Origin of the sequence: Hymenobacter bucti, from assembly GCF_042681145.1 — a bacterium.
GTDB classification, from domain to species: Bacteria; Bacteroidota; Bacteroidia; order Cytophagales; family Hymenobacteraceae; genus Hymenobacter; species Hymenobacter bucti.
This window is the reverse complement of record NZ_JBHUFD010000001.1, coordinates 92,433-108,520: the sequence shown is the minus strand read 5'-3', so window position 1 is coordinate 108,520 and position 16,088 is coordinate 92,433. Positions and strand designations below refer to the sequence as shown.

The 16,088-nt window shown below is 60.2% G+C and carries 12 protein-coding genes; 2 read left to right on the top strand and 10 right to left on the bottom strand.

Features of this window, described 5'->3' with window-relative positions; all coding sequences use genetic code 11:
* Positions 1 to 8: 8 nt before the first annotated feature.
* Together ACFSDX_RS00405 and ACFSDX_RS00400 are read left to right on the top strand one after the other, a co-directional pair.
* Positions 9 to 986, top strand: coding sequence for a DUF4249 domain-containing protein (locus ACFSDX_RS00405; RefSeq protein WP_382311004.1), 978 nt, complete (start codon positions 9 to 11; stop codon positions 984 to 986).
* Positions 987 to 1,148: 162 nt separating this feature from the next.
* Positions 1,149 to 2,552, top strand: a complete 1,404-nt coding sequence (locus ACFSDX_RS00400) for an inorganic phosphate transporter (protein WP_382311003.1) — start codon at positions 1,149 to 1,151, stop codon at positions 2,550 to 2,552.
* 501 nt (positions 2,553 to 3,053) lie between these two features.
* On the opposite strand, the gene ACFSDX_RS00395 is transcribed toward ACFSDX_RS00400, so the two are convergent.
* From ACFSDX_RS00395 to ACFSDX_RS00350, 10 genes are all read right to left on the bottom strand, one after another.
* Complete coding sequence (locus ACFSDX_RS00395) at positions 3,054 to 3,548, bottom strand: hypothetical protein (protein ID WP_382311001.1); 495 nt, start codon at positions 3,546 to 3,548, stop codon at positions 3,054 to 3,056.
* A gap of 206 nt (positions 3,549 to 3,754) precedes the next feature.
* The gene (locus ACFSDX_RS00390; protein WP_382310999.1) at positions 3,755 to 4,249 is read right to left on the bottom strand and encodes a DUF4385 domain-containing protein; all 495 of its coding nucleotides are present in this window, start codon (positions 4,247 to 4,249) and stop codon (positions 3,755 to 3,757) included.
* 871 nt (positions 4,250 to 5,120) lie between these two features.
* The gene (locus tag ACFSDX_RS00385) at positions 5,121 to 6,830 is read right to left on the bottom strand and encodes an Ig-like domain-containing domain (protein ID WP_382310998.1); all 1,710 of its coding nucleotides are present in this window, start codon (positions 6,828 to 6,830) and stop codon (positions 5,121 to 5,123) included.
* A gap of 60 nt (positions 6,831 to 6,890) precedes the next feature.
* A complete protein-coding gene (locus ACFSDX_RS00380) occupies positions 6,891 to 7,811 on the bottom strand; it encodes a methyltransferase domain-containing protein (protein ID WP_382310996.1) in 921 nt (306 codons plus the stop codon).
* An 87-nt stretch (positions 7,812 to 7,898) separates the two neighbouring features.
* Complete coding sequence (mnmG, locus tag ACFSDX_RS00375) at positions 7,899 to 9,767, bottom strand: tRNA uridine-5-carboxymethylaminomethyl(34) synthesis enzyme MnmG (protein ID WP_382310994.1); 1,869 nt, start codon at positions 9,765 to 9,767, stop codon at positions 7,899 to 7,901.
* A gap of 143 nt (positions 9,768 to 9,910) precedes the next feature.
* Positions 9,911 to 10,366, bottom strand: coding sequence for a GNAT family N-acetyltransferase (locus tag ACFSDX_RS00370; RefSeq protein WP_382310992.1), 456 nt, complete (start codon positions 10,364 to 10,366; stop codon positions 9,911 to 9,913).
* 359 nt (positions 10,367 to 10,725) lie between these two features.
* A complete protein-coding gene (locus tag ACFSDX_RS00365) occupies positions 10,726 to 11,448 on the bottom strand; it encodes a GNAT family N-acetyltransferase (RefSeq protein WP_382310990.1) in 723 nt (240 codons plus the stop codon).
* Between the two features lie 31 nt (positions 11,449 to 11,479).
* Positions 11,480 to 11,947, bottom strand: coding sequence for an rRNA maturation RNase YbeY (gene ybeY / locus ACFSDX_RS00360; RefSeq protein WP_382310988.1), 468 nt, complete (start codon positions 11,945 to 11,947; stop codon positions 11,480 to 11,482).
* Positions 11,944 to 12,399 carry an ATP-binding protein gene (locus ACFSDX_RS00355; protein ID WP_382310986.1) on the bottom strand — a complete coding sequence of 152 codons (456 nt, stop codon included), beginning with the start codon at positions 12,397 to 12,399 and terminating at the stop codon, positions 11,944 to 11,946. Before ACFSDX_RS00355 ends, ybeY begins: the two co-directional genes overlap by 4 nt.
* Positions 12,400 to 12,581: 182 nt before the next feature.
* Entirely contained in the window at positions 12,582 to 16,076 is a 3,495-nt protein-coding gene (locus ACFSDX_RS00350; RefSeq protein ID WP_382310984.1) for a DUF4175 family protein, read from the bottom strand.
* Positions 16,077 to 16,088 lie beyond the last annotated feature (12 nt).

Genomic DNA, 16,088 nt, shown 5'->3' with positions numbered 1-16,088 from the left:
TAGTACTTATGAGAACCTCTTTGCTACGCGGGGCCCTGGCGACTACCCTAGGGCTGGCCGGCTGCGAAAGCGTAGTGCCCGTAGACCTGCCCACCCACACGCCGCGGCTGTCGGTGGCCTACACGCTCAGCAACCATGCGCCACCGGCCGGCGAGCGTGATTTTTTTGACAGCCGCTCGCTCTATGTCAGCACTAGCCAAGATGTTGGCAATATCAACCGCCTGGCGGGCCGCGCCGACGCTACCGTGGAGCTACGCGACGCTAGCGGCCAGGTAGTCGAGCAGTTTCGGCCCCGCGGCCGGGGTGGCTACGGCGGCACCGACAGCACCCAAGGCTTTTACGTGCCGCGGCGTGGTTACGTGGGCCAGCCCGGCCAGCGCTACACGCTGCGCGCCAGCGCGCCTAGCGTCGAGGCCGTAGAGGCGACGCTTACCTTACCGGCCGCGCCTATCATCGAGGCGGCTAGCTATACCCTCGACCCTGCCCAGCCCAACTATTATTATCGTGGGCGCCTGACCTTCAGCATCCGCGATAATGCCGCCACTACCGACTACTACCTGGCTTACGCGCAGATACTCGACGCTGCCGGCCAGCCTATGGGTATCGTGGAGCAAGAATATGGCGCCCGCAACGATGCCGAGCTTGCTATCAAGCTCACGCGCTTGGACTTATCGCAGCCCGGCTACCTCTACCAGACCCTGCCCATCAGCGACGCCGGCCGCCAGGGCCAGCGCCTCAATTGCAGCGTCGATGCGTACTTATCGGGCAATTTTAGCCCTATCGCCGGCAGCGCACAGCCAGCCTTCATCGAAATTATTGTGAGTAGCATCCCGGCCGATACCTACGAATTTTACCAGTCCATTCAGCGCTTCTACGATACCGAGGGCAACCCCTTTGCTGAGCCCGCGCCGCTGCGCTCCAACGTGCAGGGCGGCTACGGCCTCTTCGGTGGGGCCGCCGATGCGACACTGCGCATCCGGCTTTAGGGCCGCTATCGCTAAGCCCGCCTCAGCCCATCGCGCCCTAGGTCAGGCGCTTGGTGGAGGCTGGCAACCAGCGAGGGTGTGCCGGTCACAATTAGGTAACATGCCCCTAGCAGGATGTCGAACTAATTTTGGGGGCCGATTTCCCCACTCGGCATTTATTTTATGTTCGGACTTGAACCCCATGTCTTACTGCTCCTAGGCATCTGTCTGTTTGCAGCTTGCGCCTTTGAATTTGTCAACGGCTTTCACGACACGGCTAATGCCGTGGCCACCGTTATCTACACCAACACCTTGCGGCCCTGGGTGGCCGTGGTCTGGTCGGCGTTCTGGAACTTTATCGGCGTGTTTTCGGGCGGCATTGCCGTGGCCATGGGCATCGTGTACCTGCTGCCCGTCGAGAGCCTGATTGACCAGAACGTGTACCACGGCATTGCCATGGTGGGCGCGTTGCTGGTAGCGGCCATCATCTGGAACATCGGCACCTGGTACTACGGCATTCCGTCGTCATCGTCGCACGCGCTCATTGGCTCCATCCTAGGGGTCGGCATTGCGTTTTCGCTGCTGCCCGGCGGCAAGGGCGCGGCCATTAACTGGAGCAAGGCCAGCGAGAGCGGCCTGGCGCTGCTGCTGGGCCCGCTGCTGGGCTTCACTTTCACCATCGGCATGATGTTTCTGCTCAAGCGCTTCTCGCCCAGCAAGGCCATCTTTAAGGAGCCGCACAAGCGCAAGCCGCCGCCCTTGTTCATCCGCCTCACCCTCATTGCTACCTGCACGCTAGTAAGCTTTTTCCACGGCTCCAACGACGGCCAGAAGGGCGTGGGCCTCATCATGCTGATTCTCATCGGTATCGTGCCCGTGCATTTTGCGCTTGACACTACCAAGAATCCGCTCGATTTGCGCGACTCGCTCACTAAAGTAGAGTACGTCATTGGCCGCATCAACGCAGCCGAGCTAGGCGCCACCGACCAAAAGCTTCTTGCTGATGTGCGCGCCCAAACCACCGACCTAGACCGCGTATTTGCCGGCAAAACCAAGGTCGAAGACTTGCCCAACCAAGCCCGCTTCGAGATTCGGCGCGACATTCTGCTGCTCGCCAACCGCGGCAAAAAACTGCTGGCCAGCGAAAGCGTCAGCCTCAATACTGCCGACCGCGATACCTACAAAAAAGCTGTCGACCAGATGAGTACGTTCACCGACTACGCCCCCTGGCAGGTGCTGTTGATGGTGTCGCTCTCCCTAGCCTGCGGCACCATGATAGGCTGGCAGCGCATCGTAAAAACCATTGGCGAGCGCATTGGTAAGGAGCACCTCACCTACGCCCAGGGCGCCAGCTCGGAACTGGTAGCCGCCATGATGATTGGCGCCAGCACCCAGCTCGGCCTGCCCTCGTCTACTACGCACGTGCTGTCATCGGCCATTGCGGGCAGCATGGTGGCCAACCGCGGCATCAAGAACCTCAACCCCCAGATGGTGCGCAGCATTGCCCTGGCCTGGGTGCTCACGCTGCCCGTAACCATGGTGCTGGCGGGCGGCCTGTTTCTGCTCTTCCGCTCCATCAGCGGCTAAGTTCAGCTCCTTTCGCAGCTCACCAATACTCAAAAACGCCCGGCTCTTTCTGTAAGAGTCGGGCGTTGTTGCTTCTAGAGCACCAGCTGTTTTGGGTGCAGGCGGCTTTTGCCCACGGGTGCCACCTAGGGGGCGCCCCCTGCGCGCGTCTTCCCTGGTGCCAAGGCATGGTGCGCTGGCCCTTCCGGGACGCCCGCGACTTGTGCACAGCTAGCCACCTAGTTATCCACAAGCAGCCGAATTCTTGCTAGTTGCCCGCGCGCTAAAACCGCGCTGCCGCCGTAGTTGTGGCCCGCTTAAAACGAAAAAAGCCAACCCGCTTAGGGCTGGCTTTTTTACTAGAATGATTGGCCAAGCCAACTATCGGTAACCTGGGAATAATCCCACCGTCACAGAGTTATCCACTTATCCACACTCAAAAACGGCCTTTTTGTGGATAACTTTTTGCTGAATGTGCTAATTCTAGGAAACTTTTACCTATTTCCAGTTTTCCACAGGGGCCTACTTGCTGGGCCACTGCACCTCTAGGTCGTCGTTGATAAACACGCCGAAATTGACAAATTGCAGTTGGCCTTCCTCGAAGTACATATCTATCATCGACTTCTCGTAACTCAGGCGCACCTCGCCGCCCTCCATAGTTTCGAGCTCGGGCGTGTTGCCCTGGCCGTGGCGCTGCATCAGGTCGCGCACCTGGTCGAGGGTGCGGCCGTGCAGGGCTTCGCCAAACAGGCGCAGGCCGGGGTTATCGGTCTCGATGCAGCTCAGGCGGAAGTCATCCTCGCGGTCGAAGTACAGCGACAGCAGGTGGTCGTCTTCGTAATAATTCCAGGCTTGGTGCTCAAAATCGTCCTCGTCTTCCGACTCCTCTATTTCCTCGGGCTCGCCCACCAGGGTGCGCACCTCGTCCATGGTGGCCCCGAAGCGCAGCGGGCCCATGCCGGTGCCCAGGATGATTTCGTTTTCTTCGATGCTATTGGGGGTGCTTTGCGGGTTCATATCAGCAAGGGGTTTAGGTCAAACAAAGGTAGGTGAGCGGGTGAGTGTAGAGGGTAGCGAGTTGAGCAGGCATGTGTCACAGGGTGGTTGTCATTGCGAGCGCAGCGAAGCAATCTTTCCTGCATGCATTGCGAAAGTCAGGTAAGCCAAAAGGAAAGATTGCTTCGCTGCGCTCGCAATGACAACCGTCCTCCTACCCTCCTACCCTACTTCCCATACTTGGCCTCAAAGGCGGCCTTTTGGCGCAGGTATTCGGGCAAGGCTTTGGCCTCGTCCCATTTCTGCTTGAAAATGGCGGCGGCTTCCACTTTATCCACATCGGGGGCGTCGGTGCGGGGCAGTTCGGCGCGGCCGTGGGCGCCGCTCTGGCCTTTTTTGTCGGCGGGCACCGGGCCGTCGTACTTCTTGCCGCCGCGGTGGTTGGCGTAGCGCCGGGCGCGGGTGAAGCCCATCTGCAAAAACTTGCGAGCCATGTCGGCCCCCACAAAGTCCTCAGCCTTCAAATAAGCCTCGAAGAGCCCCCAGATGGCTGCCGATGAGGCTCGGGCTGTCGCCGCGTCCTTGAAGCGCCAGTGGGGCAGGATTTCGCCCTTGTAGGGCTGCACCAGCAGCACGCCCTGCTCGCCCTTACCCACGCGGTACAGCTCGGGATGCTGGCGAAAATCGACCGTGTGGAAATCTAGCGTGTAATCAAACGGCATAATGCGGGGTACGCAGCCCAGCGCTGTTCGTTTTCCGGCCCGGCCGGGTTTTCCACTTCTTTCTGCGCCCTAGGCAGGTTTTTCCACGGCGCGCGCCTGGTTGGGTGTGGAAAAGCCTTCGAAAGCCCGAAGTTTTCCACAAGCTAATAAGTTTAATTAAATTCTTTTTTCAAAAATCTTTTTTATTATCATCCATTAGGGCAGTGGATAAGTTCATAACTCTGAAAGGTTATCCACAGCGTGGATAACGGGTGCATAACTATGGGCTTATGCACCGGCTATCAACAGGCATTGTGGATATCATTGTACTGATTAACAAAATCTTAGCCTAGTTTCCCACTATTCACATAGGTTATCCACTTATCCACTATTCACACCCTAAGGCCAGTGTGGATAGTGCTTCTGGCGGTGGATAGTTATCCACTCTTATCCACAGCGTTTGGCTACTGTGCTGGTAGCTGCGTGGACAAGAAAAGTTACCCCCAACTTATCCACGGGTTGTACACGGTTATCAGTCGGGTTATCCACCGTTTTGTGCACCGCGCCCCTGGGCGGTGGGAAACTATGTGGAAAACCCGTGGATAAACCCCAAAAAACGCCCTCAGTAACTGGAATCGTGGATAAGTTATCCACGCCGCCACCCGGCGCAGTGGAAAAAAGCCCTATTTATCCACTTATCGGCTACCAAACCGCCCTAGGTGCCGGTTTTGGGTCGGCAGTTAATTGAAAGCTGGCAAACGCCGGTGCTGGCCTGCCGGGCAAACCGCCCCGGATGGCCGCCTAGCTGGCCTCAGCATTGTGGAAAAGCGAAAGCCCGGCCCGCGAAATACCGCGGGCCGGGCTTAAAGCTGTGGAAAACTCCTGGGGAAAGCTAAAACGCCAGCTTAACCGTGTCGTCCAGCTCAAAGTTAGCGCGCAGCTTAATCAGCGTGGGCGACACGTACACGGGCTCGGGCGGCAGGCGCAGGCTGGTGTCGGGGCCGCGCCAGCGGCCGTCGCCGTCCTTATCCACAAGCACGCGGAAGCGGTAGCTGCCTGGCGGCAGGCGGTCGAAGCGGTAGCGGCCCTTGGGCGAGCGCAGCTGCCGCACCACTTGGTATTTATCGTCGAGCAGCTGCAGGTCGAACTGCTTTTCCTGGGTCTGGATGGTGCCTTTCAAAACGCCGCTCGGGTCAATATCCGTCACGGTCAGCCGCAGCGGCCGGCGCAGCCCCAGCGACTGCCCCGTGATGGCCGTAATGGCCGTGGTATCGAGCCGAATCTCAACGGTTTTCTGCGCCTTGGTATCCAGCGTAATGGTCAGCTCGGTGCGGTCGGGGCTGAGCGTGCCGTCGGCGGGCAGGCGCAGCGGGCGGCGGCGCACCGAGTCTTCGGCGAGCGCGCCCACGGGCTGCCCCGCCGCCAAGCGCACCGGCACCGGAAACCTAAACCGCACCTGACCCTGCCGAAACACGCTGCGCGGGTTGCCTTCCACGGCGGTGCCGGCGGGCGGCGCGGCCTTGCGGCTGGCCGCCGTGGGCACCGGAAAATTGATGTTGAGTGTATCGCGGGCCGTGTTGCCGGCGCTGTCGGTCACGGCCAGCAGGTAGCGCCCGTCGCCCAGCTCGGGGGTGCGGTAGAGGGTGGCCGTGCGGCCCTGGTCGGTCAGCAAGATTGACTCTTGCAGGGCGGCGGGGGCGGCGCCGGCGGCGGGCGCTAAGCTTACGGTGCGCAGGCCCTCGTTGAAGAGCAGGCGCACCTGAGTGGCGTTGCGCTCAATGTTGGTGCGCCGCGGGGGCAGGCGGTCGGGCCGCGTGAGTTGCAGCGCCCTAGGTTGAGTGGTATCGCTGAGGGTGATGGGGGCCGGCAGGTAGGCGATTTTCTCGCCGTCGTCGAAGCGACCGTTGTTGTTCTTATCGGCCCAGGCGTAGAGATTATACTGCCCGCTCTTGATGAAGTTCAGGTCAAAATTGCCCCGGCCATCGGCCCGGGTAAGGTAGTAGGGCAAGCCCCGGCGCACGCCGGCCGTGTCGGCCACGCGGTAGAGCCCCACGCTGGCATCGGCCACGGGCCGGGCCGTGAGCAGGTCCGTGACGGTGCCCTGCACCTTGGCCGAGTCCAGGGTGGGGCCGGTGCTGAAGCTCAGGGCCTGGTACTTGGCGGGCGTGCTCTCGGTGATGTCCACAATGGCCTTGCGGAAGTTGAACGAGTACGTGGTATTAGGCTCCAGCGGCTTCGGAAATAGCAGCGTTACGCTGCTGCGGTCTTCGCGCAGCTGATACTGGTTATCGGGCGCGAGCTGCGGCGTGATGAGCAGGTTTTTGGGCAAGTCTTTCACCTGCACTGCCTCCGAAAACGTGAGGCGGATAAACTGCTGCTTCACATTGCGGGCCGCGCTATCGGGCGAGGTGGCTATCAGGCGCGGCGCCGTTTTATCGCGCGGGCCGCCCTGGGGCGAGCTCACCGCCGCGCAGCTACCTAGGGCCGCCAGCCCGGCCGCGGCCGCCAGCCCCGCCCAGCCGCGAAGCGCCGCACGGCTACCTAGGCGGCAAAAAATGGAAGACGGAAGGCGAGTAACTAACGAGAACGGAGCAGCAGGCATGCGGGGCAGCAAAGTGAAAAGCAGAACAAAGATGGCCGCCCCAGCCGCTACGCGCCGCGGCTAGGCCTCCCGCTCGGCTACGTACAGCACGCTGGAATATTGCCCGTCGTGCTGGGCGGCGTAGCGGTTGGAGCTGTAGCCGGCGCGTAGCACGGTCAGCGGCCCGCCGGCCCGCTCGGGCGAGCGGTGCTTTTCCGAAAGCATACTCACGTAGTAAGCATCGAGGGCCAGCGGCAACGTCTGGCGCACGGTCAGGCCATGGCGGCTCAGCAGCCGGCGCATCGAGGCCGGGCTGAAGTGGTAGAGATGGCGCGGCACGTCGTAGGCAGCCCAGTCCTGGCGGTAGTGCTGGGCGTCGAGGCTCTCCACATTAGGCACCGCGATGAGCAGCTTGCCGCCTTTCCCTAATACCCGAATAAGCTGCTCCAGCGTTTCGTTAAGCGTGTGCACGTGCTCCAGTACATGCCATAGCGTAATAACATCGAAGCTGCCAGCAGGTATGCCAGTTAAGTCAGTGGGTCGACCAATAGGCTCATGAGTACGAGCAGCAGCATCGGCGCGGGCCAAATCATTAGGCTCTAGGCCCGCTACCCACCACCGAGCTTTTTGGGCGCCAGCCAGGAAGTGGCCCGTGCCGCAGCCGTAGTCGAGTAGCCGGCCCGGCTGGCCGCCGTTCAGCTTCGTTATCAAGGCCACCTTGCGGCGCACCGTGAAGAAGCGCGCCACTTTATACACCTGGTTTATCAGGCCCTGCGCACCACTGTTGTGCGAAACGTAGGCCGCCGACTCGTAGTACGGGCCGATGCTAGTCGCATCGGGCCGCGGGTTGGTAAACTGAAACCCGCAGGCTTGGCACTGCACGATGGTAAACGTTTCCTGGCTTACCGACTTGTCCTGCACTTGCAGCTTGGCGCGTAGGTCAGTACCGCCGCACACTGGGCAGCGTTCTAGTAGTTCGTTGGTCACACGGTTGAGAATCAAAGACCAAAAACTAAAAGTTGAGAATCGGATAAAGCGGTCAGCCTCGCTCCCATTCTCAACTTTTAGTTTTTAATCCGCACTTTTTAATTAACGATTCAAGTACACCATCAGCACCGATACGTCGGCCGGGCTCACGCCGCTGATGCGGCTGGCCTGGCCCAGGGTTTCGGGCTGAATCTTGAGCAGCTTTTCGCGGGCCTCGTGGCTGAGCGCCGGCATGGCGCCGTAGTTCAGGCGGCCCCGAATCTCGAAGTCTTCGAGCTCGCGCATGCGCTGGGCCTGCTGCTGCTCCTTCTGCAAATACGTCTCGTACTTGGTCCGGATGATGGCTTGCTCCTGGGCATCAAGGCTGAAAGCAGTTAGCTTTTCGGCCAGCTCGGGCAGGGCGGCGGCTAGGTCGGCCAGTTCGATGTTGGGCCGGCGCAGCAAATTCAGGGCGCGGGTTTTTTCGTGAATCTCAGCCGAGCCGCGCTCCGTCAAAAATCCGTTGATAGTCGCGGGTTCGATGCCAAATTTTTCTAGCACCGTGAGCACGGCGGCCGTGTCGGCCTCCTTCTGGTGCACGCGAGCCAGGCGCTCGTCCGAGGCTAGCCCTAGGGCGTGGCCCAGCGGTGTCAGGCGCAGGTCGGCATTGTCTTGGCGCAGCAAGATGCGGTGCTCGGCGCGGCTCGTAAACATACGGTAGGGCTCCTCGGTGCCTTTATTGATAAGGTCGTCGATGAGCACGCCGATATAGGCTTCGTCGCGCTTGAGCGTGAAGGCGGGCTTGTCGTGGGCGCGTTGGTGGGCGTTGATGCCGGCCATCAGGCCTTGGCAGGCCGCCTCTTCGTAGCCGGTGGTGCCGTTGATTTGGCCCGCCAGCCAGAGATTGCGCACGGGCTTCGTTTCCAGCGTATTGGTAAGCTGCGTGGGCGGAAAAAAGTCGTACTCAATCGCGTAGCCCGGCCGGAACATCTTGGCCTTCTCGAAGCCCGCGATTTCGCGCAGGGCGCGGTACTGCACGTCCTCGGGCAGCGAGCTGCTGAAGCCGTTAATGTAGCACTCCACCGTGTTCCAGCCCTCCGGCTCCACGAAAATCTGGTGCCGGTCCTTGTCGGCGAAGCGGTTGATTTTGTCTTCCACGCTGGGGCAGTAGCGCGGCCCCAGGCCCTTGATGCGGCCCTGAAACATGGGCGACTTCTCAAAACCCTCCTTCAAAATCTCGTGCACCCGCTCGTTGGTGTACGTGATGTAGCACGGCCGCTGCTTGGTGAGGGCCGGCGTGTCGAGGTACGAGAAGCGGCTCGGGTTCTGGTCGCCGTCCTGCACTTCCATTTTCGAGTAATCGAGCGAGCGGCCGTCCACGCGGGGCGGCGTACCGGTTTTCATGCGCCCGGCCTCGAAGCCCAGCTCCACCAATTGCTCGGTGATGCCGTGGCTGTTTTTCTCCGCCGCCCGGCCGCCGCCGAAGTTTTTCTCGCCGATGTGAATCAGGCCATTGAGGAAAGTGCCGTTGGTGAGCACCACGGTTTTGCTCCGAAACTCGACCCCTAGGGCCGTGCGTACGCCCACGCAGGCGCCGTCTTCGATGAGCAGGCCGGTCACGCCTTCCTGCCAGAAGTCCACGTTCGGAATCTGCTCCAGAGTCAGGCGCCACTCCTCGGCAAAGCGCATGCGGTCACTTTGGGCGCGCGGGCTCCACATGGCGGGGCCCTTCGAGCGGTTCAACATCCGAAACTGAATCATCGTCTTGTCGGTGATAATACCCGACTGGCCACCTAGGGCATCTATCTCGCGCACTATCTGGCCCTTGGCCACGCCGCCCATCGCGGGGTTGCACGACATCTGGGCGATGGTGTTCATGTTCATCGTGATGAGCAGCACCTGCGAGCCGAGGTTGGCGGCGGCGGCGGCGGCCTCGCAGCCCGCGTGGCCGGCCCCCACTACAATGAGGTCGTATTCAGTATCGGAGAACATGGGATTCAGTTATCAAGTAACAGGTATCAATTATCAGAGCGCTAAGCATCAAGCGCAAAAGCGCCGCTAATTGTTCATTGCGGGCTGTTAATTGACAAAGTTCGCTATAAAACCACTAGCGTGTTCCCATTTGCTACGCGGCGCTACCGACCCAGCGCCTTCCGCATGCACACGCTGTTCTCGATGCCTACGTACTGCCCGTAGTTGGGAATGCGTGCGTAGCCGCTGCGCTCGTACAGCCGGATGGCTTCGGGCTGGCGCTTGCCAGTTTCGAGCACGCCGCTGGCGTAGCCTAGCTCGCCGGCCCACTGCTCTAGCTCGGCCAGCACGGCCTGGGCTACGCCCTGCCCCCGGTGCGCGGGCTGCACAAACATGCGCTTGACCTCCACCGAATCCGCGTCAAAGGGCTTAAACGCGCCGCACCCCACGGGCTCGTCATCTTGGTAAGCCACTACCACGTGCTGCAAGCTGGCGATGGTGTTGAACTGGGCGTAGTAGCCGTGCTCGGCGCCGTCGCGCGCGGCCAGGTCCTGGTCGAGCAGCTGCACGAGGGCACGAAAATCAGGGTTTTCAGAGGTGGTGCGGATGAGGCGAGGCATAATGCAAGCGATGAGTTGGGTCGCAAAGATTTGTGCTATACCCCAAACAATTCCGCGTTGTAGCATTTCATCGTGCGTGACAAACGGCGCATCGACTAGCAGCCCCATCTTTTCATATTGATTATGCAGGTTGACAGACTCAACTCCTTTTATATCCCAACGAGTGCCATCCTTAAAAACCAACTGATAGCCCGGTGCTACTTGCCCACTAATCTTACCTAGTAGCACTAACCCGCGCCCAGTGATACGGAAAGAGTCGTCTACTGCAAAGGTGCCTACTGTTTCTGTCATTTGAAAAGTGGTTTTTGAACAAGATAGAAATTCAAATTTCACCTTACAACACAGTTGTATAAACCACCTTACTCTACTTCCCCCAGCCAATTATCGGGCAGCCAGCCGGGCAGAAGCGTGGCCGATTGGCGAGCTACTTCCTCCCACGAGAACGGTTGCCACTCGCTATTTTGCGCGTCGAATACCTCGGTGGCCTCGGGGCTGGCAAACAGCTTGTAATCAAACTTGGCGTAGCCGTGCACTAGGTAGCCAGGGTAATAATACGCCAGCTGCTGAGCACGGGCGTACTCCAGCTTGAGCAGCAGCAAATACTTACCTAGGCTGTGCTTGCGGTAGGCGGGGTCGTAGAAATTGACGATGCCCGCGATGGTGCTAGTGCCCCGGTCGAAGACGCCGGCCGCAATAAGCTGCTCACCGTCGCGCACTTCGATAATGTAGCTGTTGAACACCGAATGCGTGGCTCCGGCCAGCAGCAGTTCTTCCAGCGAAGGCGACGCGTCGAAGTCAATAAAAGCGTGGTAGCGAGCGTATAGCGCCTCGTACTCGGCCGTGATGCGGAAGGGCTGCACGGCCACCGCAAACTGCTCGTTGAGGCGCAGCAGGCGCCGCTGCTTGCTGCCATACTGTACCTGCGGCACCACCAGGCGCAGCCAGTGCACGGTATAAATGCGCGGCCCCACCGGCAAAAATCGGCAGGTAAACAGGTCCTGGTTCATCCGGTAGTATCCCAGGGCCAGGTAGTAGTCCAGCACGTCGCCCGGAATACTAGAAATAGAGGACGCCACTGTCATACGGCCAAAAAAACCACTGCTAAGCGGTGGGTCAAAACCCGCGCAACGACAGGCAGTAGTCCTCCTTACGGCGCATGGCCGTTTGGCTCAGCAGGTCCTTGTCGTGGTAGCCCAGCAGGTGCAGTACACCGTGAATCATGACGCGGTGCAGCTCATCGCGGAACGTGATACCTAGGTCTTTAGCATTGTCGGCCACCCGCTCCACGCTGATGAAAATGTCGCCTTCGAGCACCTCCGAATCATCGGCATTATCGAAGGTGATAATGTCGGTGAGCGTGTCGTGGTTGAGGTACTCCACGTTGAGCTTGTGCAGGTAATCGTCGGAGCAAAAGATGAACGTAAGCTGCGCGATGCGGTACTCGTGCACCGCGGCAATACGCTCAATCCAAGCCACGAGGTCTTCGGCGTCGTGCAGGCCAAACGCCGGCACGTCTTCCACGACAAACTCAATACCGGGCGCCTCAAAGTAGTGAATACCCGTGGTGGGGGCGTTGCTCATGCGGCCGCAGCTTCGGGGGAAATAGGGTTGGTAGCGGGCGCATCGGGGCCGGGCGTGAGGGCAAACGTCAGCTCGACGCGGCGGCCATCCTGGCTAAATTCTACCTCATCGGCCAGGTGGCGAATAAGGAAAATGCCGCGGCCACCGGGGTTTTCCAAGTTCTCGGGCGCCGTGGGGTCGTCTAGGTTATTGTAGTCAAAACCCGTGCCCTCGTCCTCAATCTCGAACTTCAACTGATTGGCATTCACGTACAACGACAGATACACGTTCTTGTCCTTGTCAAACTTATTGCCGTGGCGAATAGCGTTGTTGACGGCCTCCGTGACAGCTACCATGATGTTGCCGTAGATATCGTCTTCGATGTGGAACGTGTCCTTGGAGTTGTCAATAAAGCTCTCCACGACGCGGATGTTTTCCACAAGTGACGGAATCTGAATTTTAACCTGCTTCATAAAATGGTAGCAAAGGGTAGTAAAGGCAGCACGGAAGTAAGAAGAGCAAAAATAGGGTAGTACACACAAAATTCAGGCAGAGTCAACCGCAAGGTTTTACAACCACTTACGCGTGACCTCACCTGAACTTTAGAAGTAGGATTCGCTCCTTACGAAGCATTAAAAGAAGAGTTGCGGAAAAACTACTTATTTTTTTGGAAGTACTCAGTCACTTTTTGCTGATAGTAAGGCGTAAACGTGGGCTGGGCCCGACGCAACAAATCGGTCTGCTGGGTTTTGGCAGCGGCCTTGTACTTATCGAACGCCGGCGGGAAAACCGGCGGGTGGTTCTGGGCGGTTTGGGCTTCGCGCTTGGTGTCCTGGTCGCGCTCGCGGGCCGATTTTTCGGCTTCGAGCATGCGGCTCAGTATCTGCTGCTGGCGCTGAATGGTTTGTTCGGTGAGGCGCTTGTTCACGAGGTCAGTCTCGGTTTGCTCCATCAGCTTCTTCATTTCGCCGGCGTTGCCGCCCTGGCCGTCCTTGCCTTCCTTACCGTCTTTACCACCGGGGCCATCCTTGCCCTCTTTACCGTCTTTGCCACCGCCGGGCTTGCCATCCTTGCCGGGCTGGCCGCGGTCGAGCTGCTGCATGGCCTGGCGCAGCATCTGCTGCTGGCCGGCCAGCTTGGCCAGCTCCTGCGAAAGGGCGCGGCCGGTTTTGCCGCTCTGCGAAAGCTGCTGAATCTGCTGGTTCAGCTGCTGTTGCATCTTACTCAGGCTGCCCGAGCCGGGTGAGCCGCCCTTGCCCTTCTTCTTGCCCGGCTTGCCGCCACCGCTCTGGGGCTGGCCTTTGCCCTGCTGCTGCATCTCGTTCTGCATCTGTTGCAGGGCGTCCGATAGCATCAGGGCCAGGTTGTTGATGCTGGTCATGGCCTGCTGCTGAGTGGCGGTGGCCCTAGGTACGTCGCGCTGCTTGATGTGCCCGAACGACTCGTCCATGCGGCCGTTCATCTCGCCCACTTCGCGGGTCACGAAGCTCTGAATCTTAGGCTCGCGCTTGGCCAGCGCGTACAGCGAGTCCTGGATAATCTGGGCGTCGTCGCGCAGCTTGCGCTGGGTCTGGCCGAGCTGCACGAAGCGCGGGTCGGTCTGGTCCACGGCCCGGAAATCCTTCATCAGCTTCTCCTGGTCGAAGCTGAGCGTGACGAGGTTATCCAGAATGTCGCGCAGGTCGTCGATGTTCTGCTGGGCCTTCTGCTGCTCGTCGTCGCCCATCTGGTCCTTCATCTTCTTGGCCATTTTCTTCATCCGCTCAGCGGCGGCTTTCTGGCTCTGGCTGGCTTTCTGATTCTGGTTCTTGGCCAGCTGCTGCTCGCCGTCCTGCATATCCTGGTCGGTTTGCTGCTGGTCGGGCTTTTGCTCGTCAAGGCCGTTTTGGTCGCCCATTTCCTTGTCCTGCTGCTTCAGGTCTTGCAGGTCCTTTTTGAGGTCTTCGAAGTCTTGGCGCTTGTTGGCCTGCTCCTGGGCTAGCTTCTGGTTTTTGGCCTTTTGCTGCTCGTTGCTGAGCTTGTTGTCGGGGTTGTTTTTGTCGTTTTTGGCGGTTTCCTGCGCCAGCTTTTCTTCCTCCTTAGCCAGCTGGTCGAGGCGGTCGGCAGTTTGCTCGGCCTTCTGCTCAAACTGCATTTGCTTGAACATTTCGAGGGCGCGGTCCAGCTCTTTCTGCAAGGTATTTTCCTTGTTTTCGAGCTGGGCCAGCAGCTTTTGCATTTCGGCGTCGGGCTGCTTTTGCTGCTCCAGCAGCTTTTGCAGCTTGTCGTAGAGCTTTTTGGTTTCGGGGTCGAGCAGGTCGCTCATGAGCTTTTTAAGCTCCTCGGCCTTCTTGGCCAGCTCCTCGCTTTTGGGGCTAAGCTGGTTTTGCTGCTGCTGAAGCTGCTCAAATTTCTGCTGCATGGCCTGCACCTGCTCGTCGAGCTGCGACTTTTGGTTGAGCATCTTTTCGAGCTGCTTGCGGTCCTGGAAGCTCATCTCGCGCTTGGTCTTGAGCTTGTCCTGGCTTTGGGCCAGCTCCCGTTCGAGCTGCTTGCTCTGTTTGGCCGCCGAGCTCAACTCGCTCGCCACCGAGTTGGCCTGCGAGGCCAGTTGCTTATCCAGCTCGCGCACGCTGGGCAACCGGAATTCTAGCGGCCGCGAGCGGGTGCTCTTCGGCCCGTGAATACCATCATTATCCACGGCTTCCACAAAGTACTGGAGCCGGTCGCCGGGCCGTAGGTTCAGCGGCTCTAGGTTCCAGGTGTAGGAATAGGTGCCGCCCGCGCCGCCAGGCAGCCCTAGGGGCCGGCTGGCGGAGGCGCCGCCCTTGGGGTTGCCATCGCGCTGCACCTGGTAGTGCAGGCGCAGGGCCGTGAGGCCATAATCATCTTGCGCAGAGCCACCTAGGGCCAGGTAGCTGCGCGAAGTCGTGTCCGAAAACGCCTCTACCGTGAGGGTCGGCGGCGCGTCGGGCACCACCGTGAGCTGGTAGCCGATGGGGTCGCGGTTGAGGCTGGCCGCGTTTTGCAGGCGCACCTGGTAGGGCTGCGAGCGCAGCACCCGGCGCTCGGCCACGAAGCTTTCACCGCTGCGGGTGGCCAGTACGGTTTCGGTTGGTTGGCCAAATACCAGACTCAGTGCTTCGGTAGCAGCCGTGCTGAACTGCCAGCGCAACTGGCTGCCCTCGGGCACCGTGAGGTTGCCGCCGTTGCGGATAGTTTCAGCCGCCCGGCCGGTGTAGGCGGGGTAGGTCACCTGCACCGAAAAGTCGCGCAAATCGGGCCGCTCCACCACCGTCAGGTGGTATTCGGGCGACACAAAACCCGCCCCGCTGAGTTGAAACGTCACGTCTTGCGTCGGCTGTTCGAAGGTGTAGCGAAACTCATCGGCCCGGCCGCTGACTTTGGCCAGAGGTCGCTCGGTGCCATCGGTAAACAGGCTCACGCTGGCGGGCAGCGCCTGGCCGGCTACGGCTACGTCGAGGGTGAAATTCTCGCCCTTGAACACGCGCAGCTGCTTGTTCTTCAAGACAAAATTGAACGGGGCGGGCCGCGAGTACTGGCGCTGGTAGTGCCAGATGCGGCTGGTGCCCTGCGTGATAAAGGCGGGGTAGAATACCGCCGCCAGCAGCAGCACGGCCAGCGGCGGCAGCACGTACTTCCACAGCGGGCGGCTCTGCTGCCCTAGGTCGATGCCCTGGGCAAACGACACGCCCTGGAGCTGGGCGGCGCGCTGCTCTAAGCTAGCCAGCAGCAGCTCGTTGTCGCGGGCCTGGCCTTGCAGCTGCAAGGCATTAAGCAGGCGGTCTTGCACCTGCGGAAACAAGTCGCCCACCTGGCGGGCGGCCTGCTCATCGCTCAGCAAACGGCGCAGGTTGGTGAGGGCTGCCAAAGGCTGCCACAGCCAGCGCCCCACCGCATACACGGCCAGCGCCAAGAAGCTGAACAGCAGCCCGGCGCGCACCGCCGTGGGCAAGTACAGGAAGTATTCGAGGGTATTAAACACCACGAACAAGCTCAGCAGCAACGCGGCCGCCACTAGCCCGCCCCGCACCAGCAGGCTCAGGTAAAACTTGCGCTTGTAGGCTTCCAGCTCGGCCCGCACCTGGGCAAAAGCGGGGTAATTAGCCGAAGAAACCCCGGCGGCCGCAGCCGGCGGAGACGCTACCATCGTCATAAGCTA

Excerpts from the sequence above, each read along its gene's own strand:
- ACFSDX_RS00350 (WP_382310984.1), bottom strand. The coding sequence starts at position 16,076 with ATGGTAGCGTCTCCGCCGGCTGCGGCCGCCGGGGTTTCTTCGGCTAAT.
- ACFSDX_RS00405 (WP_382311004.1), top strand. The coding sequence starts at position 9 with ATGAGAACCTCTTTGCTACGCGGGGCCCTGGCGACTACCCTAGGGCTG.
- ACFSDX_RS00390 (WP_382310999.1), bottom strand. The coding sequence starts at position 4,249 with ATGCCGTTTGATTACACGCTAGATTTCCACACGGTCGATTTTCGCCAG.
- ACFSDX_RS00395 (WP_382311001.1), bottom strand. The coding sequence starts at position 3,548 with ATGAACCCGCAAAGCACCCCCAATAGCATCGAAGAAAACGAAATCATC.
- ybeY (WP_382310988.1), bottom strand. The coding sequence starts at position 11,947 with ATGAGCAACGCCCCCACCACGGGTATTCACTACTTTGAGGCGCCCGGT.
- ACFSDX_RS00385 (WP_382310998.1), bottom strand. The coding sequence starts at position 6,830 with ATGCCTGCTGCTCCGTTCTCGTTAGTTACTCGCCTTCCGTCTTCCATT.
- mnmG (WP_382310994.1), bottom strand. The coding sequence starts at position 9,767 with ATGTTCTCCGATACTGAATACGACCTCATTGTAGTGGGGGCCGGCCAC.
- ACFSDX_RS00355 (WP_382310986.1), bottom strand. The coding sequence starts at position 12,399 with ATGAAGCAGGTTAAAATTCAGATTCCGTCACTTGTGGAAAACATCCGC.
- ACFSDX_RS00365 (WP_382310990.1), bottom strand. The coding sequence starts at position 11,448 with ATGACAGTGGCGTCCTCTATTTCTAGTATTCCGGGCGACGTGCTGGAC.
- ACFSDX_RS00370 (WP_382310992.1), bottom strand. The coding sequence starts at position 10,366 with ATGCCTCGCCTCATCCGCACCACCTCTGAAAACCCTGATTTTCGTGCC.
- ACFSDX_RS00400 (WP_382311003.1), top strand. The coding sequence starts at position 1,149 with ATGTTCGGACTTGAACCCCATGTCTTACTGCTCCTAGGCATCTGTCTG.